We start from the raw sequence: 19060 nt of genomic DNA, 5'->3' as shown, positions 1-19060 counted from the left end.
TGGACATTCAAAATCAACGTAGAGAGTGGGAACCGGCTGTGTCAAGCCAGTTGACCGGTAGTGGATCCGACGAGACGACGTCGGGTGAATTCGGAGCGAACGAGTGGCTCGTCGACGAACTGTACGAACGGTACCTCGTCGACAAGAAGCTGGTGGACGAGTCCTGGTGGCCCGTCCTCGAGAGCTACCACCGGACCGCGAACGGCCGCAGCGACGGTTCAGAGGCTCCCGCGAGCAGCGCACCCGCAGGCGACGCGCCCGCCGTGATCGCTCCCGACGTGACCACGCCCGCGGCAAGCGCCCCCGCAACCCCGGCCGCCTCAGCGGCGGAGCCGGCCCCGATCACGGCACCCATCCCCGTCGTCGGCGGGCAGCGCACCGCGCGCACGACGTCCAGCGCGCCCAAGCGGGTCCCCGTGCCGGCCGACATTCCGATCACGAACTCGCAGCCGACCGCCGCCGAGGCCACCGAGGTCGACGTCGTCACCCCGCTCCGCGGCATGTCCAAGAGCCTCGCGGCGAACATGGCGGCCAGCCTGACCGTGCCCACGGCCACCAGCGTGCGCACCATCCCGGCGAAGCTCCTCATCGACAACCGCATCGTGATGAACAACCACATGAAGCGCTCGCGCGGCGGCAAGGTGTCGTTCACGCACCTGATCGGTTGGGCGCTGATCCAGGCGCTGAAGATGTTCCCCAGCCAGAACGTCTACTACAACGAGATCGAGGGCAAGCCCTCGGTCATCGCCCCCGCGCACGTCGGCCTCGGCATCGCGATCGACCTGCCCAAGCCCGACGGCACCCGCTCCCTGATGGTCCCGGCCATCAAGCGCGCGGACACGATGACCTTCGGCGAGTACCTCTCCTCCTACGAAGACCTCGTCACCCGGGCCCGCAAAGGCAAGCTGACGGCGGATGACTTTTCCGGCGCCACGGTCTCCCTCACCAACCCCGGTGGCATCGGCACGGTGCACTCCGTGCCGCGCCTGATGAAGGGCCAGGGCTGCATCATCGGCGCCGGCGCCCTCGACTACCCGGCCGAGTTCCAGGGTTCCAGCGGCAAGACCCTGACCGGCCTCGCCATCTCCAAGACCATCACGCTGACCAGCACCTACGACCACCGGGTCATCCAGGGTGCCGGCTCGGGCGAATTCCTCAAGATCGTGCACGAGCTCCTGATCGGGCAGCACAACTTCTACGAGGACATCTTCTCGGCCCTGCGCATCCCGTACGACCCGATCCACTGGGCGCCCGACATCAGCGTCGACCTGGCCAGCGCCGTCGACAAAACCGCCCGCGTGCAGGAGCTCATCAACGCGTTCCGCGTGCGCGGCCACCTGATGGCCGACATCGACCCGCTTGAATACACGCAGCGCTCCCACCCCGACCTGGAAATCTCGAACCACGGGCTGACCTTCTGGGACCTGGACCGCGAGTTCGTCACCGGCGGGTTCGGCAGCAAACGCCTGATGCTCCTGCGCGACATCCTCGGCGTGCTGCGCGACTCCTACTGCCGCACGACCGGCATCGAGTACATGCACATCCAGGACCCTGCCCAGCGCAAGTGGATGCAGGAAAAGATGGAGAAGAGCTACGTCAAGCCCACGCATGACGAGCAGATGCGCATCCTCGGCAAGCTCAACGAGGCGGAGGCCTTCGAGACCTTCCTGCAGACCAAGTACGTCGGCCAGAAGCGGTTCAGCCTCGAGGGCGGCGAGTCCACCATCGCGCTGCTCGACTCGATCCTGCAGGGTGCCGCGGATGCCGGCCTCGACGAGGTCTGCATCGGCATGGCCCACCGCGGGCGCCTGAACGTGCTCACCAACATCGCAGGCAAGACCTACGGTCAGATCTTCCGCGAGTTCGAGGGCACGCAGGATCCCCGCACCGTGCAGGGCTCCGGCGACGTCAAGTACCACCTGGGCACCGAGGGCACCTTCCGTGCCACCAACGGCACGGAGATGCCGGTCTACCTGGCCGCGAACCCGTCCCACCTCGAGGCCGTCGACGGCGTCCTCGAGGGCATCGTGCGCGCCAAGCAGGACCGCAAGCCGATCGGCACCTTCTCCACCCTCCCCGTCCTCGTGCACGGCGACGCGGCCATGGCCGGCCAGGGCATCGTCCTGGAGACGCTCCAGATGTCCCAACTGCGCGGGTTCCGCACCGGCGGCACCATCCATCTGGTCGTCAACAACCAGGTCGGCTTCACCACACTGCCCGGTGACGGACGCACCTCGGTGTACTCGACGGATGTCGCCAAGACCATCCAGGCGCCCATCTTCCACGTCAACGGGGACGACCCCGAGGCCGTGGTGCGGGTCGCGGAGCTCGCCTTCGCCTACCGTCAGGAATTCAAGCGGGACGTCGTCATCGACCTCGTCTGCTACCGCCGCCGCGGGCACAACGAGGGCGACGACCCCTCGATGACCCAGCCGTTGATGTACAACCTGATCGAGGCCAAGCGCTCCGTCCGGAAGCTTTTCACCGAGGCTCTCGTCGGTCGCGGCGACATCACGCAGGAGGAATACGAGGCCTCGCACGCGGATTTCCAGGACCGCCTCGAGCGCGCGTTCATGGAGACGCACGCGGCGCAGTCCTCGTCGATCCCGATCGTCAGCGCGGCCGGTGCCGCGCCGCAGGGCATCGGTGCCGAGAAGCACGGTACCGACAAGCACGACGACGCGGTCGGGGAACCGGCCACGACCGGGGTGCCCGAAGCGGTCGTGCACCTGATCGGCGATGCCTTCCTGAACAAGCCCGCCGGCTTCACCGTGCACAATAAGCTGCAGCAGCTGATGCAGAAGCGCAACGACATGAGTCGCAACGGCAAAATCGACTGGAGCTTCGGTGAACTCCTCGCCCTCGGCTCCCTGCTGCTCGAGCGCACCCCGGTGCGCTTCGCCGGCCAGGATGCCCGCCGCGGCACGTTCGTGCAACGTCACGCGGTGCTGCACGACCGCATCAACGGCCAGGAATGGCTGCCCTTGGCGAACCTCAGCGAAGACCAGGCCCGGTTCTGGATCTACGACTCGCTGCTCAGCGAATACGCGGCCATGGGCTTCGAGTACGGCTACTCGGTGGAACGCGCCGACGCCCTGGTGCTCTGGGAGGCGCAGTTCGGCGACTTCGCCAACGGCGCCCAGACGGTCATCGACGAGTTCGTCTCCTCCGCCGAGCAGAAGTGGGGCCAGCGGTCATCCGTTGTGCTGCTGCTGCCGCACGGCTACGAGGGCCAGGGGCCGGACCACTCGTCCGCCCGGATCGAGCGCTACCTGCAGCTGTGCGCGGAAGACAACATGACCGTCGCTCGCCCGTCGACGCCCGCGTCGTACTTCCACCTGCTGCGCCGTCAGGCCTACATGCGCCCGCGGCGCCCGCTGATCGTCTTCACTCCGAAGTCGATGCTGCGCCTGCGCGGCGCGACCAGCGAGGTGGCCGACTTCACCACCGGCCGGTTCGAACCGGTCATCGACGACGCCCGGATCACCGACAAGCCGCGCGTCAAGCGGGTGCTGTTCCTGGCCGGCAAGCTCTACTACGACCTGCTCGCCGAACTCGACAAGAACCCGAACCCGGAGATCGCGCTGGTTCGCCTGGAGCAGTTCTACCCGCTGCCCGCCTTCGAACTCAAGCAGGTCGCAGACCAGTACCCCGACGCTGAACTCGCCTGGGTGCAGGACGAGCCGGAGAACCAGGGTGCCTGGCCGTTCTTCTACCTCGAGACGAACAAGCTGGGCCCGCGCCCGGTGACCCTGTTCTCCCGGGCGGCGTCGGCGTCGCCGGCGGCGGGCTCGGCGAAGCGTCACGCGGTCGAGCAGGCCGAACTACTACGCCAGGCGCTTACCCTGTGACCTGCGCCGACCGGCAGAACCGTTCGACAAAATGGGCCGCACCGGACGCTACGGCCCAGTCCTCGACGGGTGAGGCCTGATCGACGGGCTGTGTCACCCCCGCAAGATCAGAGGCGACGACCGCGCAGCGCTGGTCATGACCCGGCGTCGAACCAATTCGACGGAGATTTTCTTCCAAAACAGCATTTCCGAATGTTTTGGGTTGATTTGGGGCGGAATCTCCGTCGAATTCGTTCGGGACAGCGCTACTGCACGGCTTCGGACTCGAAAGACACGGCGGGCCACACTTCATCCAGCGTCACGGTCCCCTGATCGCCCGGCGTCAGCACCGGGAACAACCGTTTCGGAACCGCGAACCCCTATCGCCCCTCGGCTATCAGGACTCACTCATCTAGGCTGGCCGCACCGCCCGCCGACGCATCGGCCACCGACAAGGAGATCCGCCATGCCCGCACCGCACGCGAACCGAACCGGCCAGCCCTGCTGGGCCGACCTGATGACCTCCGACCTGCCGCGCGCCCGGGAGTTCTACACGCGGCTGTTCGGCTGGACGGCCAGCGATTCCGGTTCGGAGTACGGCAACTACGTCACCTTCCGGAAGGGCGACGCGGACGTCGCCGGCATGAGCTCACAGGAGCCGGGTTCCCGACTGCCCGACGCGTGGACCACCTACCTGTCGGTGACGGATGCCGACGCCGCCGTCGCCGCCGCCCGCGCGGCCGGCGCAGACGTGCTGGCCGAGCCGATGACGGTGGGAACCATGGGCCGCATGGCCATCCTGATGGACCCGACGGGTGCGCCCTTCGGGGTGTGGCAGGCCGACGAGTTCACCGGCTTCGACGTCTTCGGCGAGGCGGGCTCACCGGTCTGGCACGAGCTGAACACCCGCTCCTATTTCGCCGCTCTCGATTTCTACACCGAGGTGTTCGGCTGGAAACCGGTCGTCCTGAGCGACACGGAGGACTTCCGCTACAGCACGATCGGGGCGGAGGGTGAGATGGTGACGGGCGTCTTCGACGCCGCGGAACACCTGCCCGACAGCGTGCCCTCGCACTGGCAGCTCTATCTCGGGGTGCCTGACGTGCACGCGGCCGTCACGACCGTGACAGAGCTCGGCGGCACGGTCGTCCGTGAGCCGTGGACGGCGGAGTTCGGCACCTTCGCGCTGGTCACCGACCCGACCGGGGCCCTGTTCGTGCTCGGCTCGGTCGACGAGCCGCTCCCCGAGGAGAAGAACATCGACGACGCCGGTGAGGAGGACGCCGACCTGCCGATCGGCTAGTGGGCGGACTGGATGGTGCGCAGCTTCAGCAACACCTGGTCGCGCAGGTCTTCGGGGGCCATTTCACGGCATGCGCGCTGCACGGCCTCGGTCAGTGTGCGCCCGACCAGGTGCTCGTCGCTGCAGTCGCTGCAGTGGGCGAGGTGCTCCTGAATGTCAGACGCGTCTTCGCCGCACAGTTCGTTGTGCAGGTATTCCTCGAGTTCGGCCTTGGCCTTCTCGCAGCCATAATCGGTCATGCTGGTGTGCTCCCGGTTCGAGTCTGGCCCGCCGCTGTTCCCAGGCCGCGCTCAAGGGCGTAACCGGCCAACAGGTCGCGCAGGAGGCGCCGGCCACGATGCAGGCGACTCATCACGGTGCCAATGGGTGTTTTCATGATTTCGGCGATCTCCTGGTAAGAGAACCCCTCCACGTCGGCGAAGTAGACAGCCAGCCGGAAGTCCTCCGGGATGGACTGCAACGCGTCCTTGACGGCGCTGTCCGGCAGGTGGTCGATGGCCTCGGCCTCCGCCGAACGATTCGCCATCGCCGTGCGGGACTCCGCACCGCCGAGCTGCCAGTCCGCGAGATCGTCGATGGTGCCCTGGAACGGCTCACGCTGCTTCTTGCGGTACGTGTTGATGAAGGTGTTGGTCAGGATGCGGTACAGCCAGGCCTTGAGATTGGTGCCCTGCTCGAACTGTTTGAACGCAGCGAACGCTTTCACGAACGTTTCCTGAACCAGATCCTGGGCGTCGGAGGGGTTGCGCGTCATGCGCATGGCCGCGGCGTACAGCTGGTCGATAAAGGGCAGCGCCTGCTCTTCGAACAGGTCTCGCATTTCGATCGCATCGGTTGTCATCACGGACAATCCTAAGCCGTCGCGTGAAACGACCGCAGGTCGCTCCAGCACCATGGACAGCGTCACCCTGGCCTCCCTCTCTCTTTCATCACCGACTATTCTGATAACCGATGTTGATCTCGAGATATTCCAAGCCTGAGTTCGATCCCTACGGCGACACGTCGCCCGAGGTGACGGATGCCCGCTGGCCCGCTCCGACGGCCGCCGGCCCGCTTTCAGCGTCCGTATCCCTGCCGGGGTCGAAGTCGCTGACCAACCGGGAACTGGTGCTCAGCGCCCTCGCCGCGCATCCGTCGCTGTTGCGTGCCCCGCTGCACTCGCGGGACAGCGACTTGATGGTCGCGGCGCTGCGTCAACTGGGCACCGTCATCGAGGAGGTCCCCGGCGCCGGGGAGTTCGGTTCCGACCTGAGGATCACCCCCGGGGAGCTGCTCGGGTCGACGACCGTCGACTGCGGTCTCGCCGGCACCGTGATGCGTTTCCTGCCGCCGGTCGCGACGCTCGGCCTCGGGCCGACCACCTTCGACGGGGACGCCGGCGCACGCCGCCGCCCGATGGGCACCACCATCTCGTCCCTGCGGGCCCTCGGCGCCGACATCAACGACGACGGTCGCGGCGCCCTGCCCTTCACCGTGCACGGCACCGGCACGCTAGTCGGCGGGGAGATCACCATCGACGCGTCCACGTCGAGCCAGTTCGTCTCCGGCCTGCTGCTCGCCGCGCCGCGCTTCGGGCAGGGCCTGCACCTGCGCCATTCCGGCGAGCGCCTGCCCAGCCTGCCGCACATCGAGATGACCATCGCCACGCTGGCCCGGCGCGGCGTCACGGTGCACAGCCCGGCCGTCGGCGAGTGGATCGTGGCTCCCGGCCCGATCCAGGGCGCCGAGGTCGACATCGAACCCGATCTCTCGAACGCGGCGCCGTTCCTCGCCGCGGCCCTCGTGGCCGGGGGCAGCGTCACCATCTCCGGCTGGCCCGAGACCACCACCCAGGTCGGCGCCGACCTGGCCGACCTGCTGCCGCGCTTCGGCGCCGAGGTGTCTCGGGAGGGCGACCGGCTCACGGTCTCCGGGACCGGCCGCATCCGGGGCGTGGAGCTCGACCTGTCGACCGGCGGAGAGCTCGCGCCCACGCTCGCGGCCCTGGCCGCCCTGGCCGAGTCCCCGAGCACGATCACCGGGATCGGGCACATCCGGCACCACGAAACCGACCGGTTGGCGGCCCTCGCCGCGGAGATCAACGGGCTCGGCGGTTCCGTCACCGAGCTGCCCGACGGGTTGCGGATCGACCCGCGCCCGCTGCACGGTGGGCCGTGGAACACCTACGACGACCACCGGATGGCGACCGCGGGCGCGCTGATCGGTCTCCTCGTTCCCGGCGTGCTGATCGAGAACATCGACACGACCGCCAAGACCCTTCCCCAGTTCACCGACCTCTGGTCGACGCTCGTTTCCGGAACCCCGTCGTGACGTGGTGGGCGAGTGCCGACGACGATGAGCCCGAGTTCGACGAGTCGAGCGTGCGTGTGCGCCCCAACCGCAAGGGCAGCAAACCGCGCACCAAGACCCGCCCCGACCACGAGAACGCGCTGACCGGGCGCATCCTCTCGGTCGACCGGGGCCGGTACACCGTCATGCTCGACGAGAACCTGCCTGCCGAGCGCCGAGTGACCGCCGCCCGGGCGAGCGAACTGCGCAAGCAGGCCGTCGTCACCGGCGACCGCGTCGACATCGTCGGCGACACGACCGGAGCACCGGGCAGCCTGTCCCGGATCGTGCGGATCGTGCCGCGCACGACGCTGCTGCGCCGCAGCGCAGACGACACCGACGCCGTGGAGCGAGTGATCGTCGCCAACGCCGACCAGATGCTGATCGTGGTGGCCGCCACCAACCCGGAGCCGCGCATCCGTCTCGTCGATCGCTACCTCGTCGCCGCCTACGACGCGGGCGTGAATCCCATTCTCTGCATCACCAAGACCGATCTGGCCGACCCCACCGCCTTCCTCCGCAACTTCGCCGGCCTCGACCTGCCCGTCTTCGAGAGCCGCGACGACGCCATGCCGCTGGCGGAGATCTCCGCCGCCCTGGTCGGCCACGACACGGTCTTCGTCGGTCACTCCGGCGTCGGCAAGTCCACTCTCGTCAACGCCCTCGTGCCGGGCGCCCACCGCGCCGTCGGAGTCGTCAACACGGTGACCGGCCGCGGCCGGCACACGTCTTCGTCGACCATCTCGTTGCGACTGCAAACGGATGCCGGCCGGGGCTGGGTCATCGACACCCCCGGCGTGCGCTCCTTCGGTCTCGGCCACATCAACACCGACAACATCCTCAAGGCCTTCACCGACCTGGCCCTGATCTCCCAAAAGTGTCCGCGCGGCTGCACCCACCTGCCGAACTCGCCCGACTGCGCGATCAACGAGGCTGTTAGCGCCGGCAAGCTCGGCGAGACCGGCAAGGTGCGCCTGGACTCGCTGCAGCGTTTGCTCGCCACCTTCGCCGCCGCCCCCACCCACTAGCCGCTGTCACCCACCACCCCGAGCCAGCAGCCCCTGCATTGAACGAATTCGACGGAGATTTTGCTCAAGAAAGCCGTGCAGGGCCAAAAAACGGGTGCCTGACCCCAAATCACCGTCGAATTCGTCAGGGATGGGCGGAAAATGGGTACAGGCGGGACCAGTAGCGTGGGGGGATGACCGATTCCACGCGGCTCGCGACCGGCGACCAAGCCCCTCCGTTCACCCTGTCCGACCAGGACGGGAACGCCGTGTCGCTGGCCGATTTCGCCGGCTCGAAGGTCGTCGTGTACTTCTACCCGGCGGCGATGACGCCCGGCTGCACGAAGCAGGCCTGCGACTTCCGCGACAACCTCAGCTCACTGGCATCGGCCGGCTACCAGGTGCTCGGCGTGTCGAAGGATGCCCCGGTCAAGCTAAAGAAGTTCCAGGAGACCGAGCAGCTCACGTTCGCGCTCCTCAGCGACACCGACCTCGCGGTGCACACGGGCTACGGCGCCTGGGGCGAGAAGAACCTCTACGGCAAGACCGTCACGGGCGTGCTGCGTTCCACCGTCGTGATCGACGAGACCGGCATGGTCGAGCTAGCCCTCTACAACGTGAAGGCCACCGGCCATGTCGCGAGCCTGCGCAAGAAGCTCGGCCTGCCGGCCTGACCAAACGGATGCCGCCACGCGGCCGGCACAGTCCCGGCACGGTCCCTGCGCTGCCCCCACCGGCCGCAGGTGGCCCCTACCGGCCCCCGGAGCGCTCGAACGCACGTCTTACCCACCCCGCCGCTGCCGAAGCCGGAGCGGCCCAGCTGCGGCCCTGCTGCGCCGCTACTGCGCCGCTACTGCGGCAAGCCGTCCTCGGAGCGCGCTGACGTCGTTTCTGCGATTACGCGCCGCTGGAACAGCAGCACGAGGACCACGACCGACGGCAGAAGAAGCGCCCAGCCGAGGTCGGGCCGGGCGTAGAACCCCTGGAAGGAGCCGATGGCGACGGCGATCTGCACCATCTGCCAGGTGACGGCAGCGCCCCGGATCCAGGACCGGCGCCGCAGGGAGTTGACCGCGATGGCGGTTACCCAGGACGCGGCGATCAGCACCAGCACCAGGATGGCGAGGGCCGTGGCCAGGGAGGTCGGCGTCGCGATCAGCAACTCGAGAATGAGCCACGCGACCGCGACCCAGAGGAGGGCGGCCTCCGCGCAGAGGATCGCAGCGAGGAGCAGCACGGCCCCCGGCCGACGCACCCGGCCGGCCTGGTTCTCGTCGTCGCCGCTGTGGTCTGACCGTGCATTCACAGAGATATCCCATTCAAAACTATTGATTTGACTCCACCATTATGCGATCATTTTTGAGGCCCGGTTGACGCTCACAGGGACGTGAGTCGATCTGAACGAGTAGATCCACTACCCTTCCTGCAATCGGCAGCCTTTCATCTTCGGCCAATCGGCCAGGCATCCCTGCAATAAAGGAGCACCCCTATGGACTGGCGCGACAAAGCTGCCTGCCTCACCGCCGACCCGGAACTCTTCTTTCCGGTCGGTAATACTGGCCCCGCTGTGGACCAGATCGAGAAGGCCAAGTCGGTCTGCGCCCGTTGCAACGTCACCGAGGTGTGTCTGCAGTACGCCCTCGAAACCGGACAAGACTCCGGCGTCTGGGGTGGACTGAGCGAAGACGAGCGTCGCGCGCTCAAGCGACGCGCGGCCCGGGCCCGGCGCGCGTCCTAGCACGCCCCCCCCCCCCGCACCACGGGATCACAGAGAAAGGCCTAGCTGAACAGCCGGGCCTTTCTTCGTTGCGCGCGACGCGCTCGGAACCCGAGGCGACACCCCACGGCGTCACCCCGCGCCCGGCGCTACGCTTCGCGCATGTACCGCAGCGGGATCTCGATGGTCACTTCGGTGCCGCTGCCCATCATGGTGTGCCAGTCGATACTGCCGCTAAGCTCTCCCTGGATCAGGGTGCGCACGATCTGGGTTCCGAGTCCCGACCCGACCTTGCCCTCCGGCAGGCCCGTGCCGTTGTCCCGCACCCGCACGGTGAGGGTCTCCTCATTACGCTCGGCCTCGATCGACACCTCCCCCTCGCGTCCGGCCAGCCCATGCTCGACGGCGTTCGTCACGAGCTCTGTCAGCGCGAGGGCGAGCGGCGTCGCGTAGGCGCTGGGAAGAATGCCGAAACTGCCGGACGACTTCGGATGCGCCGTCGTGTTGTGCGCGGACGCCACCTCCATGATCAGCAGCAACACCCGGTCGAACACCACGTCGAAGTCGACCTTCTGGCTGAGGCCCTCGGACAGTGTGTCGTGCACGACGGCGATGGCGGCCACGCGGCGCATCGCCTGGTTGAGCGCTTCCCTGGCCGTGTCGGAATGCGTGCGGCGCGCCTGGATCCGCAGGAGCGAGGCCACCGTCTGCAGGTTGTTCTTGACCCGGTGGTGAATCTCCCGAATGGTGGCATCCTTCGTGATCAGCTCACGTTCCTGGTGCCGCAGCTCGGTGACGTCCCGGCAGAGAACGATGGCTCCGATCCGTTCGCCCCGGTTGCGGATCGGGATGGCACGCAGCGAGACCGTCACGCCGCGGGCCTCCACGTCGGTGCGCCATGGCGCCCGGCCGGTGACCACGAGCGGCAGGGTCTCGTCGACAACCGCCGTTCCAGTGAGCAGGCTCGTGGTCACCTCGGCGAGGGACTCGCCCTCCAGCTCGTCGGCGAACCCCATTCGGTTGAAGGCGGAGAGGGCATTCGGGCTCGCGAACGTGGTCACGCCGTCGACGTCGAGACGGATGAGTCCGTCCGAGGCGCGCGGGGCGCCGCGCCTCGGGCCGGTGGGGGCGCCCAGATCGGGAAAATCGCCGGACGCGATCATGGCGAAGAGGTCATTGGCGCAGTCGTTGAAGGTCAGCTCCTGCCGGCTCGGCGTGCGCGCCTCACTCAGGTTGGTGTGCCGGGTGAGCACCGCCACCGGCGTGTCCGAGATCTGGGAACCCGTGGAACTGAGCCGCCGCCGCACCGGGATCGCGCGAACCCGGGTAGGGGTCTCCTCGTACCAGTCGGGGGCCGTGGTGTCGACGATCCTCGCCGTTTCGAAAGCCTCGGTGACCTGCTGTCGCCACTCGACCTTGATGCTCTGCCCGACGAAGTCACGATAGAAGAGGGTGGCGGCGCTCGACGGCCTGGCGTGGGCGACGGCCACGAAGCTCCCGGTGCTGCTGGGCACCCACACGACGATGTCCGCGAAGGCGAGATCGGCCAGGAGCTGGCCATCCGCGACAAGCATATGGAGCCAGTCCACATCCTCCGCACTGCTGCGGCCCTGGGCAAGTACGAGATTACTGAGCGTCGACACAGCAATAGCCTAGGTCCCCCGGACACGTGCCACCGCCGTCGTGGTGCCGTCTCGTAGTTTGGGCCATGCTGAACAGATGAGCACAGCAAATGGAAAGCCCGATCGGACCCTGGTTGTCCTACTGTCCGTGATCGGAGCGCTGGTGGTCATCGCCCTCGTCGTCGTCTTCACCGGCGGCGAACCCGAACAGCTTGACGCCGACACCCCGGAAGGCCTCGTCCAGGACTATTCCGCGGCCGTCATCGACGGCGACGAGCAGGCCGCTGGCGCGTACCTCACCGAGGACGCTTTCAATGGCTGCGAGGACTTCGACCGGGGCCCCACCGACAACATGCGGGTCACTCTCGTGTCGACCACCGAGCGGGCCGAGTCGGCCGACGTGAAGGTGTCCATCGTCACCTCCTACGGCAGCGGCCCCTTCGGAGCCGACGAGTACGAGACCCAGGGTGTCTTCGACCTGGTGGCCGTCGACGGCACGTGGTTGATCGATGACGCCCCCTACGAACTCAACATCTGCCCGAATCCGAAGGCCGGTTCCTGATGGTCAGCGTGGTGCTGCTGGTTGCCGTCCTGGTGATCGGCGGCGGTATCGCCGGCATCGTGATCGCGGTGCGCAAATCGACGCCATCCGGGGAGAGCGCGGCCCAGCCCACGGTACGCCGGGTGATCGTATACATTCTGCTCTTCGCCCTGGTCGTGATTGCCGCCATCGGAGTGAGCGGACTGCTCGGGCGCCTCCTCGACACCGGCAACGCACTTGCCTCCAGCGACATCACCGGGCTCGCCCGCTCGCTCGCGTTCACCCTCATCGCCGGCCCGTTCGCGGCCGTACTCTGGTGGGTGCTGTGGCGCCGAATGGACGGCGCGGAACGATCATCCGTCGCCTGGGGGCTCTACCTGGCCGGCCTGTATACGGTCTCCCTTGTCACGTTCAGCACCGCCCTGCTGACCACGGCGGCCGTGCTCGTGCGCGGGGACTGGCAACCGCGTCTCTTCGCCACCGGAGTGGTCTGGGCCGGCGTGTGGGTCTGGCACCTGTGGATGTCCCGGCACGAGGAGAAGAGCCCCACCCAGCTGGTCACCGTGGCCCCGATCCTCGGTTCCGTCTTCGGTCTCGTGATCGCGGTGGGCGGTGCCGTCACGGCCCTCAGCTCTCTTCTCGACGCCGCCGTCGACGCCGCCGTCGACGCCGCACCGAGCCTCACCCCGGGCGAACCCTGGTGGGAGTTGACCCTCCAGGCGCTCATCTGGTTTGCCGGCGGGCTGGTCATCTGGTGGTGGCACTGGATCCGCAGCCAGGCCCGCGACCTGCGCGGCGGCCTCGCCGATCTAATGGTCGTGGCCGTCGGCGTGGCCGGGGCGGCCATCCTGACGCTGAGCGGGGTCGGAACCGTGCTGTTCCTGCTGCTCAGACTGGCTTTCGACCGCACCGACCCGGTCACCGACATCCTCGACCTACTGGGTTTCGGCGTCTCGGTCGCCTTCATCGGCGCACTCGTCTGGAGCTACCACCGGGGCCTGACCCTGGCCCGGTCGGACACGACGAGGGTGGCGACGAAGCTTGTGACCTCCGGCGTGGGTCTCGTGGCCGCGGCCTCCGGGCTGGGCGTGGTCGTGAACGCGATCCTCGCCGCCACGACCACCCCGCTCGCCGGTTCAGGAACCCGAACCCTCCTGCTGGGCGGCATCAGCGCCCTCGTCGTCGGCGGCCCGGTGTGGTGGCTGGCCTGGCAGCCTACGACGCCGCTCTCCCCCGCGGAGGTCCGCTCCACGGGACGAAGGGTGTACCTGATCCTGGTGTTCGGCGTGAGCGCGGTCGTTGCCATCGTGACGCTTCTGGTGATCGGCTACCGGCTCTTCGAGTTCGCCCTCGGCGACTTCACCGGGGACAGCGTGATCGACCGGGTGCGGGCCTCGCTGGGGCTGCTGGTAGCCACCGGCCTCGCCGCTGGGTATCATTTCGCTGTCTGGCGACGAGACCGCTCGGTGAGTGCAGAGGCCCCGCAGCCGGCGCGCACCATCGGCCGCGTGCTCCTGGTAACGGACGCCGACCCGGAACCCCTCAGCCTCGCAATCGGCGCAGCGACCGGAGGCGCGGCCGTCTTCGTGCTAAAGCGCGCCGACGGCGCCGGTAGCTCGGCAACGGTGGAGCATCTCGCCCAGGCCCTCACCGGCGTAACCGGAAAGCGGGTGCTGGTCGTCACGGGCCCCGGCGACCGGGTTGAGGTGATCCCGCTTCAGGAATGAGCGCCGGTGCGGCCTTCCGCACCGGGGTCGGCACAAGGGTCGACGCGCAAGTCGATGCGGGGTTCGACGCGGGATTCGACGCCGACGGTGGGCTCAGGTGGCCACCGCTGGCCGGCGCCATCTCGATTCCCGGCGCCGTCGCCCCGTGGCGGGCGCGGGCACCGGCAGCAGCTCCGTGCGCACGAAGCGACGGATGCTGGTGCGCGCCGGGGACTTCGGCGCGGCATCCCGCAGCGTGCGCCCGGCGACGATGGCCGCATCCGTGGACACCTGGTCCTGCGGCACCAGGATCGGCGACTCGATGCCGCCGAACCGGCGGAGCGCCGATACGACCTGCCCGTTCGCATCCAGCCCGACCGCGCCCCGGCGCACCCGGTTCATGACCACGCTGACCTGATCGGTCGTGACCACCTCGGCCAGGTCCACCCAGGCGCGCAGGAACCGGGCCATCCCGACCGGGTCGGCAAGGCCGCAGGCGACGACGTGGTCAGCCAGTCCGAGACCCGTCAGGGTGGCCGCGTTGCGGCGCGGGGCGAACAGGTCACTGGAGATCTCCTCGTCGCTCTCAAGGCTGAACCCGGTGTCGAGCACGACGTAGTCGACCCAGACACGGAGCGCGTTGATGGTGCGCGTCACCCGCTCGGTGGAGAGCTCGGGCCAGCGCGACGGCCGCCCGATGCCGGTGAGCACCCAGAAGGCTCCCTGCGGTGAGTTGTAGCGCTGCGCGATGCGCTCAAATTCGGACCGGGTGAAGCTGTCCGAGCCGGCCAGGCGGCACGCAGCGGCGAAGCCCGGCGCCTCGTCGAGCATCCCCAGGCTCGGCGCCACCGAACCGCTGTAGGTGTCGATGTCCGCCAGGGCGACGGTATGCCCGGCAGCGGCGATCTCCGCCGCGATGTTGATCGCCAGAGTGGTGCGCCCCGGGGCGCCGGCCGGCCCCCAGACGGCGATGACCGTGCCCTGCCGTTTTGTGCCGGGCAAGCCCGCCGGATCGCCGACCCGCAGCGGAATGGCGACCCCGGCGCCGATCAGCGCCTCAGTCTCGGCCCAGTCGGCGGCGGCGTCGACCACGTCGAAGAGGCCGAGCCCGGCCGCATTGCGTCGGTCCTGGTCGTTGGCGGCGAGCGCGATCACCCGGGCGCCGTGGGCGTCGCAGGCGGTGATCAGCTCGGCCGTGAGCGTGCTGCGGCCGGCTCCGACGATCACCACCTCGGGCGCGCGCTGCCGCAGGGCGAGGATCACTTCGCCCGCAGTCGTCGAACGCGCCACGATCACATGGCCCTGCTCGATGATGTCGATCAGCAGACGGTCTTCGGTGTTCCGGTCGAGTGCGAGTGCGATGGTGGCCACGCTTACTTCTCCAGCGGTGCGTTGACGGGCACAACCGCGATGGCGTCGCGGTTCGCGATGGACTCCAGCACCGCCGCGACGGCTCCCTTCGGCACCAGGATCTCAAGTGTTCGGATGCCGCCTCCCGCCACGAGCCCCGTGGGCTCGACCAGACGCACGACCGCGGCCTGGTCGACGAGCACCGTCGGCGGCCCGAACGTGTTCGGGTCCGTTTTGCGGGCGGACCAGACGTCGACCACGGAGCCGGGACCGATGTTCGAGGCCAGGGCGCTGGTCAGCTCGACGACCACGCTCGTGACCACGGTGCCGGCGGTGCGCCCGACCGCGGACGCAGGCACGAGTTCCCCGGCGGCGATCGTGCGGGTGACGACCAGCCCGTCATCCGGCAGCCCGTCGGGGGTCACGTACAGGTCTCCCGTTACACCAAGCCACACCTGCGTGGCCACGAGGTCGGATGCCTCCACTCGGTCCCCGACGGCGAGCGCCGAGCGCGCGGTGAACACCGCCGTGGACCGGTCGGCGGCGGAGACGATCAGATAGACGCCTCCGACGGCGGCGACCACGAGCGCCAGCCCGATCGCGAAACGCGGATCGAACCAGAATTTCGGTCGTGCGTTCCTGGCGGTCTTGCTCACGGGCGCCTGCCTCCCCAATACTGACTCAATTGGTGCTGACTCGATGGAGCCGGATCGATGGTGCCGACTCAATAGTTTCGACTCGAAACTCCGTTTGACCCGGGAATCCGCCTCGACGTCCATCGTGGTCGTCTTCGCCCCCACGCGGGAAAGTTATCCACAGCCTCACTCCGCCCCGATTAGGGCCCGCCCGCCGACGGATAATCGATCCATGAACGATTCCGGGGCTGCTTCCAGTGTGGGCCGGTTCCTTACCCTGGCCGACACCGCGGAGATCCTCTCGTTGACGGTGGCCGAGGTGCTGGAGCTGGTGCGCACCGGTGAGCTGCCGGCCATCCGGCTCGGCACCCAGAGCACCCCGGCGGGCGGCGCAGGCACGATCGGGGCCGGCAGCGCGGGCGTGTGGCGGGTCGAACGGATCGTGCTCGAGTCTTTCATCGAGGCCAAGTACGAAGAGGCCCGGCGCATGTCGCTGTGGCAGCAGTCGGACTTCGGGAACATCCCCGAGCTGTCCGGCGGCACGATCATCCGTCCCGACGACTGACCCGGCTAGATTGATGCATCCTCGTCGTGTGGTTGTGCCGCTCCCGGAGGGTCAGGGCTGACCGCACGGGGGCACGCTGCTCATCCAGGCCGACCGCTGTCCCCGGCGTTGAACCAATTCGACGGAGATTCTTGGTCAAACAACCGTTCTCGGGACCAAACGGGCTGTTCAGACTCAAATCTCCGTCGAATTCGTTCGGACGAGTTGCTGCGGGCTGTGAACGCGAAAGGCACGGCGGCTCAGCGCGGACGGTTGGCGCAGACGGTTGGCGCAGACGGTTGGCGCAGAGCGTTGGCGCAGAGGGTTAGGCCAGAGGATTAGGCCAGAGGATTAGGCCAGAGGATTAGGCCAGAGGATTAGGCCAGAGGATTAGGCCAGAGGATTAGGCCAGAGGATTAGGCCAGAGGATTAGGCCAGAGGATTAGGCCAGAGGATTAGGCCAGAGGATTAGGCCAGAGGATTAGGCCAGAGGATTAGGCCAGAGGATTAGGCCAGAGGATTAGGCCAGAGGATTAGGCCAGAGGATTAGGCCAGAGGATTAGGCCAGAGGATTAGGCCAGAGGATTAGGCCAGAGGATTAGGCCAGAGGATTAGGCCAGAGGATTAGGCCAGAGGATTAGGCCAGAGGATTAGGCCAGAGGATTAGGCCAGAGGATTAGGCCAGAGGATTAGGCCAGAGGATTAGGCCAGAGGATTAGGCCAGAGGATTAGGCCAGAGGATTAGGCCAGAGGATTAGGCCAGAGGATTAGGCCAGAGGATTAGGCCAGAGGATTAGGCCAGAGGATTAGGCCAGAGGATTAGGCCAGAGGATTAGGCCAGAGGATTAGGCCAGAGGATTAGGCCAGAGGATTAGGCCAGAGGATTAGGCCAGAGGATTAGGCCAGAGGATTAGGCCAGAGGATTAGGCCAGAGGATTAGGCCAGAGGATTAGGCCAGAGGATTAGGCCAGAGGATTAGGCCAGAGGATTAGGCCAGAGGATTAGGCCAGAGGATTAGGCCAGAGGATTAGGCCAGAGGGTTAGGCCAGAGGGTTAGGCCAGAGGGTTAGGCCAGAGGGTTTGGCCAGAGGGTTAGGGCAGCCGTACGAGCTGGATCTCGCCTACCGGCACGATGCGGTACTGGTGCACCTCCGCTTCGCGGCGCAGGGTACCCGGCGCGTGCAGGGCCAGGTCGATGTGGTCCCGGCCCACCCGGTCGATGGTGCCGGGGAGCACACCCGCACGGGTGTGCACCTCCAAGTTGGAGCGCCGTCGGCAGAGGTCTCGCAACACAAACGCCAGGCCGATGCGGTCCACGACCCGGGCTGCGGATTCGGGCTCGGTGCCGAGCGATCCGGGGATCTCCCCCCGGCGCAGGACGACCCCGGCCACGGCGGCCAGCGGGAGCACGCACTGGGAACCGTCGGAGACGGAGTCCAGCAGGTCACCCGCCAGCCAATCCCGCCCGAATGTGGTCGGCCGCACGGCGATCGTCTCCCCCGTCGCGAGCACGATCCGCAGCACACCCGCACCGGGGACCGACCCGGTCCAGGGCTCTGATCCCTTCCGGGGATCTGCGGCGACGGCGGGAGTGCGCGCGAGGTTGGTCAATCGGTTACGCAGAGACAGCCGACCCAGCCGCAACCGTTCTTCTTCGGCGCGCAGGTCGATCTCCTCGGCGTGCAACTCGTGTTCGAGCTGCCCCTCGAGGTCGTCGAAAAGGTTGTCCCAGCGCACAGTCCCGAAGTTAGCCCGCACGACCAACATCCTGCCCGGGTTATCCACAGGTCTTAAAAGCACTCGACACCACCGTCCCCGGCTGATTGAGTGTCGAGCACGGCCCGTACCCCCCGCGTGGGGGTGCCTGACCCTCGCCAACACCTGCTCCACCGAATGTCTGCTCCATCGCACGCCGGATCCACCCGAACCCCTTGAACCACCCGATTGCCACGGCAGGTGTGCCGCCGGCAGCGGACTCACGCACCTCGGAGGAGTCATGTAGCGATCCAGCCAACACCCCGGCACGCCAACCCCGGTCAAGGGACAACAAGTTCGTCCAGGACGACTTCTTCGGCCACCAACCGAGCAGCAGGGACCAGCTGCCAGACCCGGAGCCACTGCTGATCAACCTCACCCGCTGCGTGATCGAGGTGCTTGCCGGCGCCCGAGAGCTCGACCAGCTCGCCCGGTGGGTCAGCGACGACGTTTACCGGCACCTGCTGAAACGGGTGGTGCTCTCGGCACGGGCGCGCGCCGTCAAGGGGCAGAAGGCCCAGCGGCCCGCGTTCACGATCGGGCGGGTCACGATTTCCGAGCCGCGAGACGGCGTGATCGAGGCCGTCGTGATGGTGCACAGTAAGGTTCGCGTTCGCGCCGTGGCCCTGCGCCTGGAAGGAATGGACCAACGCTGGCGGGCCAGCGCTATCAACGTGTTGTGACAACCGGCTCCGCGGGAGAAATGAGCCCTCGCCCCGGGG

At 67.6% G+C, this 19060-nt stretch carries 17 protein-coding genes; 10 read left to right on the top strand and 7 right to left on the bottom strand.

Annotation, left to right across the window (positions count from 1 at the left end):
• The first annotated feature begins 38 nt into the window (after positions 1-38).
• The gene (locus E3N86_RS05740) at positions 39-3851 is read left to right on the top strand and encodes a multifunctional oxoglutarate decarboxylase/oxoglutarate dehydrogenase thiamine pyrophosphate-binding subunit/dihydrolipoyllysine-residue succinyltransferase subunit (RefSeq protein WP_134373618.1); all 3813 of its coding nucleotides are present in this window, start codon (positions 39-41) and stop codon (positions 3849-3851) included.
• Between the two features lie 445 nt (positions 3852-4296).
• Complete coding sequence (locus tag E3N86_RS05735) at positions 4297-5133, top strand: VOC family protein (protein WP_134511536.1); 837 nt, start codon at positions 4297-4299, stop codon at positions 5131-5133.
• Here the strand turns inward: E3N86_RS05735 and E3N86_RS05730 are convergent.
• Together E3N86_RS05730 and E3N86_RS05725 are read right to left on the bottom strand one after the other, a co-directional pair.
• Positions 5130-5372 (bottom strand): zf-HC2 domain-containing protein, encoded by a 243-nt coding sequence (locus E3N86_RS05730; RefSeq protein WP_104099857.1) that lies wholly within the window; start codon positions 5370-5372, stop codon positions 5130-5132. The two genes, E3N86_RS05735 and E3N86_RS05730, sit on opposite strands and share 4 nt — an antisense overlap.
• Entirely contained in the window at positions 5369-5974 is a 606-nt protein-coding gene (locus tag E3N86_RS05725) for a sigma-70 family RNA polymerase sigma factor (protein WP_233191227.1), read from the bottom strand. Before E3N86_RS05725 ends, E3N86_RS05730 begins: the two co-directional genes overlap by 4 nt.
• Before the next feature lie 110 nt (positions 5975-6084).
• Here E3N86_RS05725 and aroA point away from each other — a divergent pair, with 110 nt between their 5' ends.
• The 3 genes from aroA (at position 6085) to bcp (ending at position 9142) form a co-directional block, all read left to right on the top strand.
• Positions 6085-7443 (top strand): 3-phosphoshikimate 1-carboxyvinyltransferase, encoded by a 1359-nt coding sequence (gene aroA, locus E3N86_RS05720; RefSeq protein ID WP_134511535.1) that lies wholly within the window; start codon positions 6085-6087, stop codon positions 7441-7443.
• The gene (gene rsgA / locus E3N86_RS05715; RefSeq protein WP_134511534.1) at positions 7440-8489 is read left to right on the top strand and encodes a ribosome small subunit-dependent GTPase A; all 1050 of its coding nucleotides are present in this window, start codon (positions 7440-7442) and stop codon (positions 8487-8489) included. Before aroA ends, rsgA begins: the two co-directional genes overlap by 4 nt.
• A gap of 173 nt (positions 8490-8662) precedes the next feature.
• Complete coding sequence (gene bcp, locus E3N86_RS05710) at positions 8663-9142, top strand: thioredoxin-dependent thiol peroxidase (RefSeq protein ID WP_104099853.1); 480 nt, start codon at positions 8663-8665, stop codon at positions 9140-9142.
• Positions 9143-9318: 176 nt separating this feature from the next.
• Here bcp and E3N86_RS05705 read toward each other — a convergent pair whose 3' ends face one another.
• Entirely contained in the window at positions 9319-9774 is a 456-nt protein-coding gene (locus E3N86_RS05705) for a hypothetical protein (RefSeq protein WP_233191224.1), read from the bottom strand.
• A 183-nt stretch (positions 9775-9957) separates the two neighbouring features.
• On the opposite strand from E3N86_RS05705, the gene E3N86_RS05700 reads away from it, so the two are divergent.
• Positions 9958-10206, top strand: coding sequence for a WhiB family transcriptional regulator (locus E3N86_RS05700; protein WP_035837005.1), 249 nt, complete (start codon positions 9958-9960; stop codon positions 10204-10206).
• Positions 10207-10334: 128 nt separating this feature from the next.
• Here E3N86_RS05700 and E3N86_RS05695 read toward each other — a convergent pair whose 3' ends face one another.
• Entirely contained in the window at positions 10335-11828 is a 1494-nt protein-coding gene (locus E3N86_RS05695) for a sensor histidine kinase (protein ID WP_134373626.1), read from the bottom strand.
• A 76-nt stretch (positions 11829-11904) separates the two neighbouring features.
• On the opposite strand from E3N86_RS05695, the gene E3N86_RS05690 reads away from it, so the two are divergent.
• The gene (locus tag E3N86_RS05690) at positions 11905-12369 is read left to right on the top strand and encodes a hypothetical protein (RefSeq protein ID WP_134343276.1); all 465 of its coding nucleotides are present in this window, start codon (positions 11905-11907) and stop codon (positions 12367-12369) included.
• Positions 12369-14075, top strand: a complete 1707-nt coding sequence (locus E3N86_RS05685) for a DUF5671 domain-containing protein (RefSeq protein ID WP_241985961.1) — start codon at positions 12369-12371, stop codon at positions 14073-14075. Before E3N86_RS05690 ends, E3N86_RS05685 begins: the two co-directional genes overlap by 1 nt.
• 93 nt (positions 14076-14168) lie before the next feature.
• On the opposite strand, the gene E3N86_RS05680 is transcribed toward E3N86_RS05685, so the two are convergent.
• Entirely contained in the window at positions 14169-15425 is a 1257-nt protein-coding gene (locus tag E3N86_RS05680; RefSeq protein WP_174842999.1) for a regulator, read from the bottom strand.
• Between the two features lie 2 nt (positions 15426-15427).
• Positions 15428-16060, bottom strand: a complete 633-nt coding sequence (locus E3N86_RS05675; RefSeq protein WP_134511533.1) for a hypothetical protein — start codon at positions 16058-16060, stop codon at positions 15428-15430.
• Between the two features lie 211 nt (positions 16061-16271).
• On the opposite strand from E3N86_RS05675, the gene E3N86_RS05670 reads away from it, so the two are divergent.
• Positions 16272-16604 (top strand): helix-turn-helix domain-containing protein, encoded by a 333-nt coding sequence (locus E3N86_RS05670; protein WP_104099849.1) that lies wholly within the window; start codon positions 16272-16274, stop codon positions 16602-16604.
• A 1071-nt stretch (positions 16605-17675) separates the two neighbouring features.
• Here the strand turns inward: E3N86_RS05670 and E3N86_RS05665 are convergent.
• Positions 17676-18341: a hypothetical protein gene (locus E3N86_RS05665; protein WP_241980740.1), complete on the bottom strand. Its 666-nt coding sequence runs from the start codon at positions 18339-18341 to the stop codon at positions 17676-17678.
• 173 nt (positions 18342-18514) lie between these two features.
• Here E3N86_RS05665 and E3N86_RS05660 point away from each other — a divergent pair, with 173 nt between their 5' ends.
• The gene (locus E3N86_RS05660) at positions 18515-19021 is read left to right on the top strand and encodes an Rv3235 family protein (protein WP_241985960.1); all 507 of its coding nucleotides are present in this window, start codon (positions 18515-18517) and stop codon (positions 19019-19021) included.
• Positions 19022-19060: the final 39 nt, after the last annotated feature.

The sequence above is a fragment of the Cryobacterium sp. Hz7 genome (assembly GCF_004402815.1).
GTDB lineage: Bacteria > Actinomycetota > Actinomycetes > Actinomycetales > Microbacteriaceae > Cryobacterium > Cryobacterium sandaracinum.
This window is presented reverse-complemented; position numbering and strand designations above follow the sequence as displayed.

Excerpts from the sequence above, each read along its gene's own strand:
- E3N86_RS05735 (WP_134511536.1), top strand. The coding sequence starts at position 4,297 with ATGCCCGCACCGCACGCGAACCGAACCGGCCAGCCCTGCTGGGCCGAC.
- E3N86_RS05730 (WP_104099857.1), bottom strand. The coding sequence starts at position 5,372 with ATGACCGATTATGGCTGCGAGAAGGCCAAGGCCGAACTCGAGGAATAC.
- E3N86_RS05725 (WP_233191227.1), bottom strand. The coding sequence starts at position 5,974 with ATGACAACCGATGCGATCGAAATGCGAGACCTGTTCGAAGAGCAGGCG.
- aroA (WP_134511535.1), top strand. The coding sequence starts at position 6,085 with ATGTTGATCTCGAGATATTCCAAGCCTGAGTTCGATCCCTACGGCGAC.
- bcp (WP_104099853.1), top strand. The coding sequence starts at position 8,663 with ATGACCGATTCCACGCGGCTCGCGACCGGCGACCAAGCCCCTCCGTTC.
- E3N86_RS05700 (WP_035837005.1), top strand. The coding sequence starts at position 9,958 with ATGGACTGGCGCGACAAAGCTGCCTGCCTCACCGCCGACCCGGAACTC.
- E3N86_RS05690 (WP_134343276.1), top strand. The coding sequence starts at position 11,905 with ATGAGCACAGCAAATGGAAAGCCCGATCGGACCCTGGTTGTCCTACTG.
- E3N86_RS05685 (WP_241985961.1), top strand. The coding sequence starts at position 12,369 with ATGGTCAGCGTGGTGCTGCTGGTTGCCGTCCTGGTGATCGGCGGCGGT.
- E3N86_RS05670 (WP_104099849.1), top strand. The coding sequence starts at position 16,272 with ATGAACGATTCCGGGGCTGCTTCCAGTGTGGGCCGGTTCCTTACCCTG.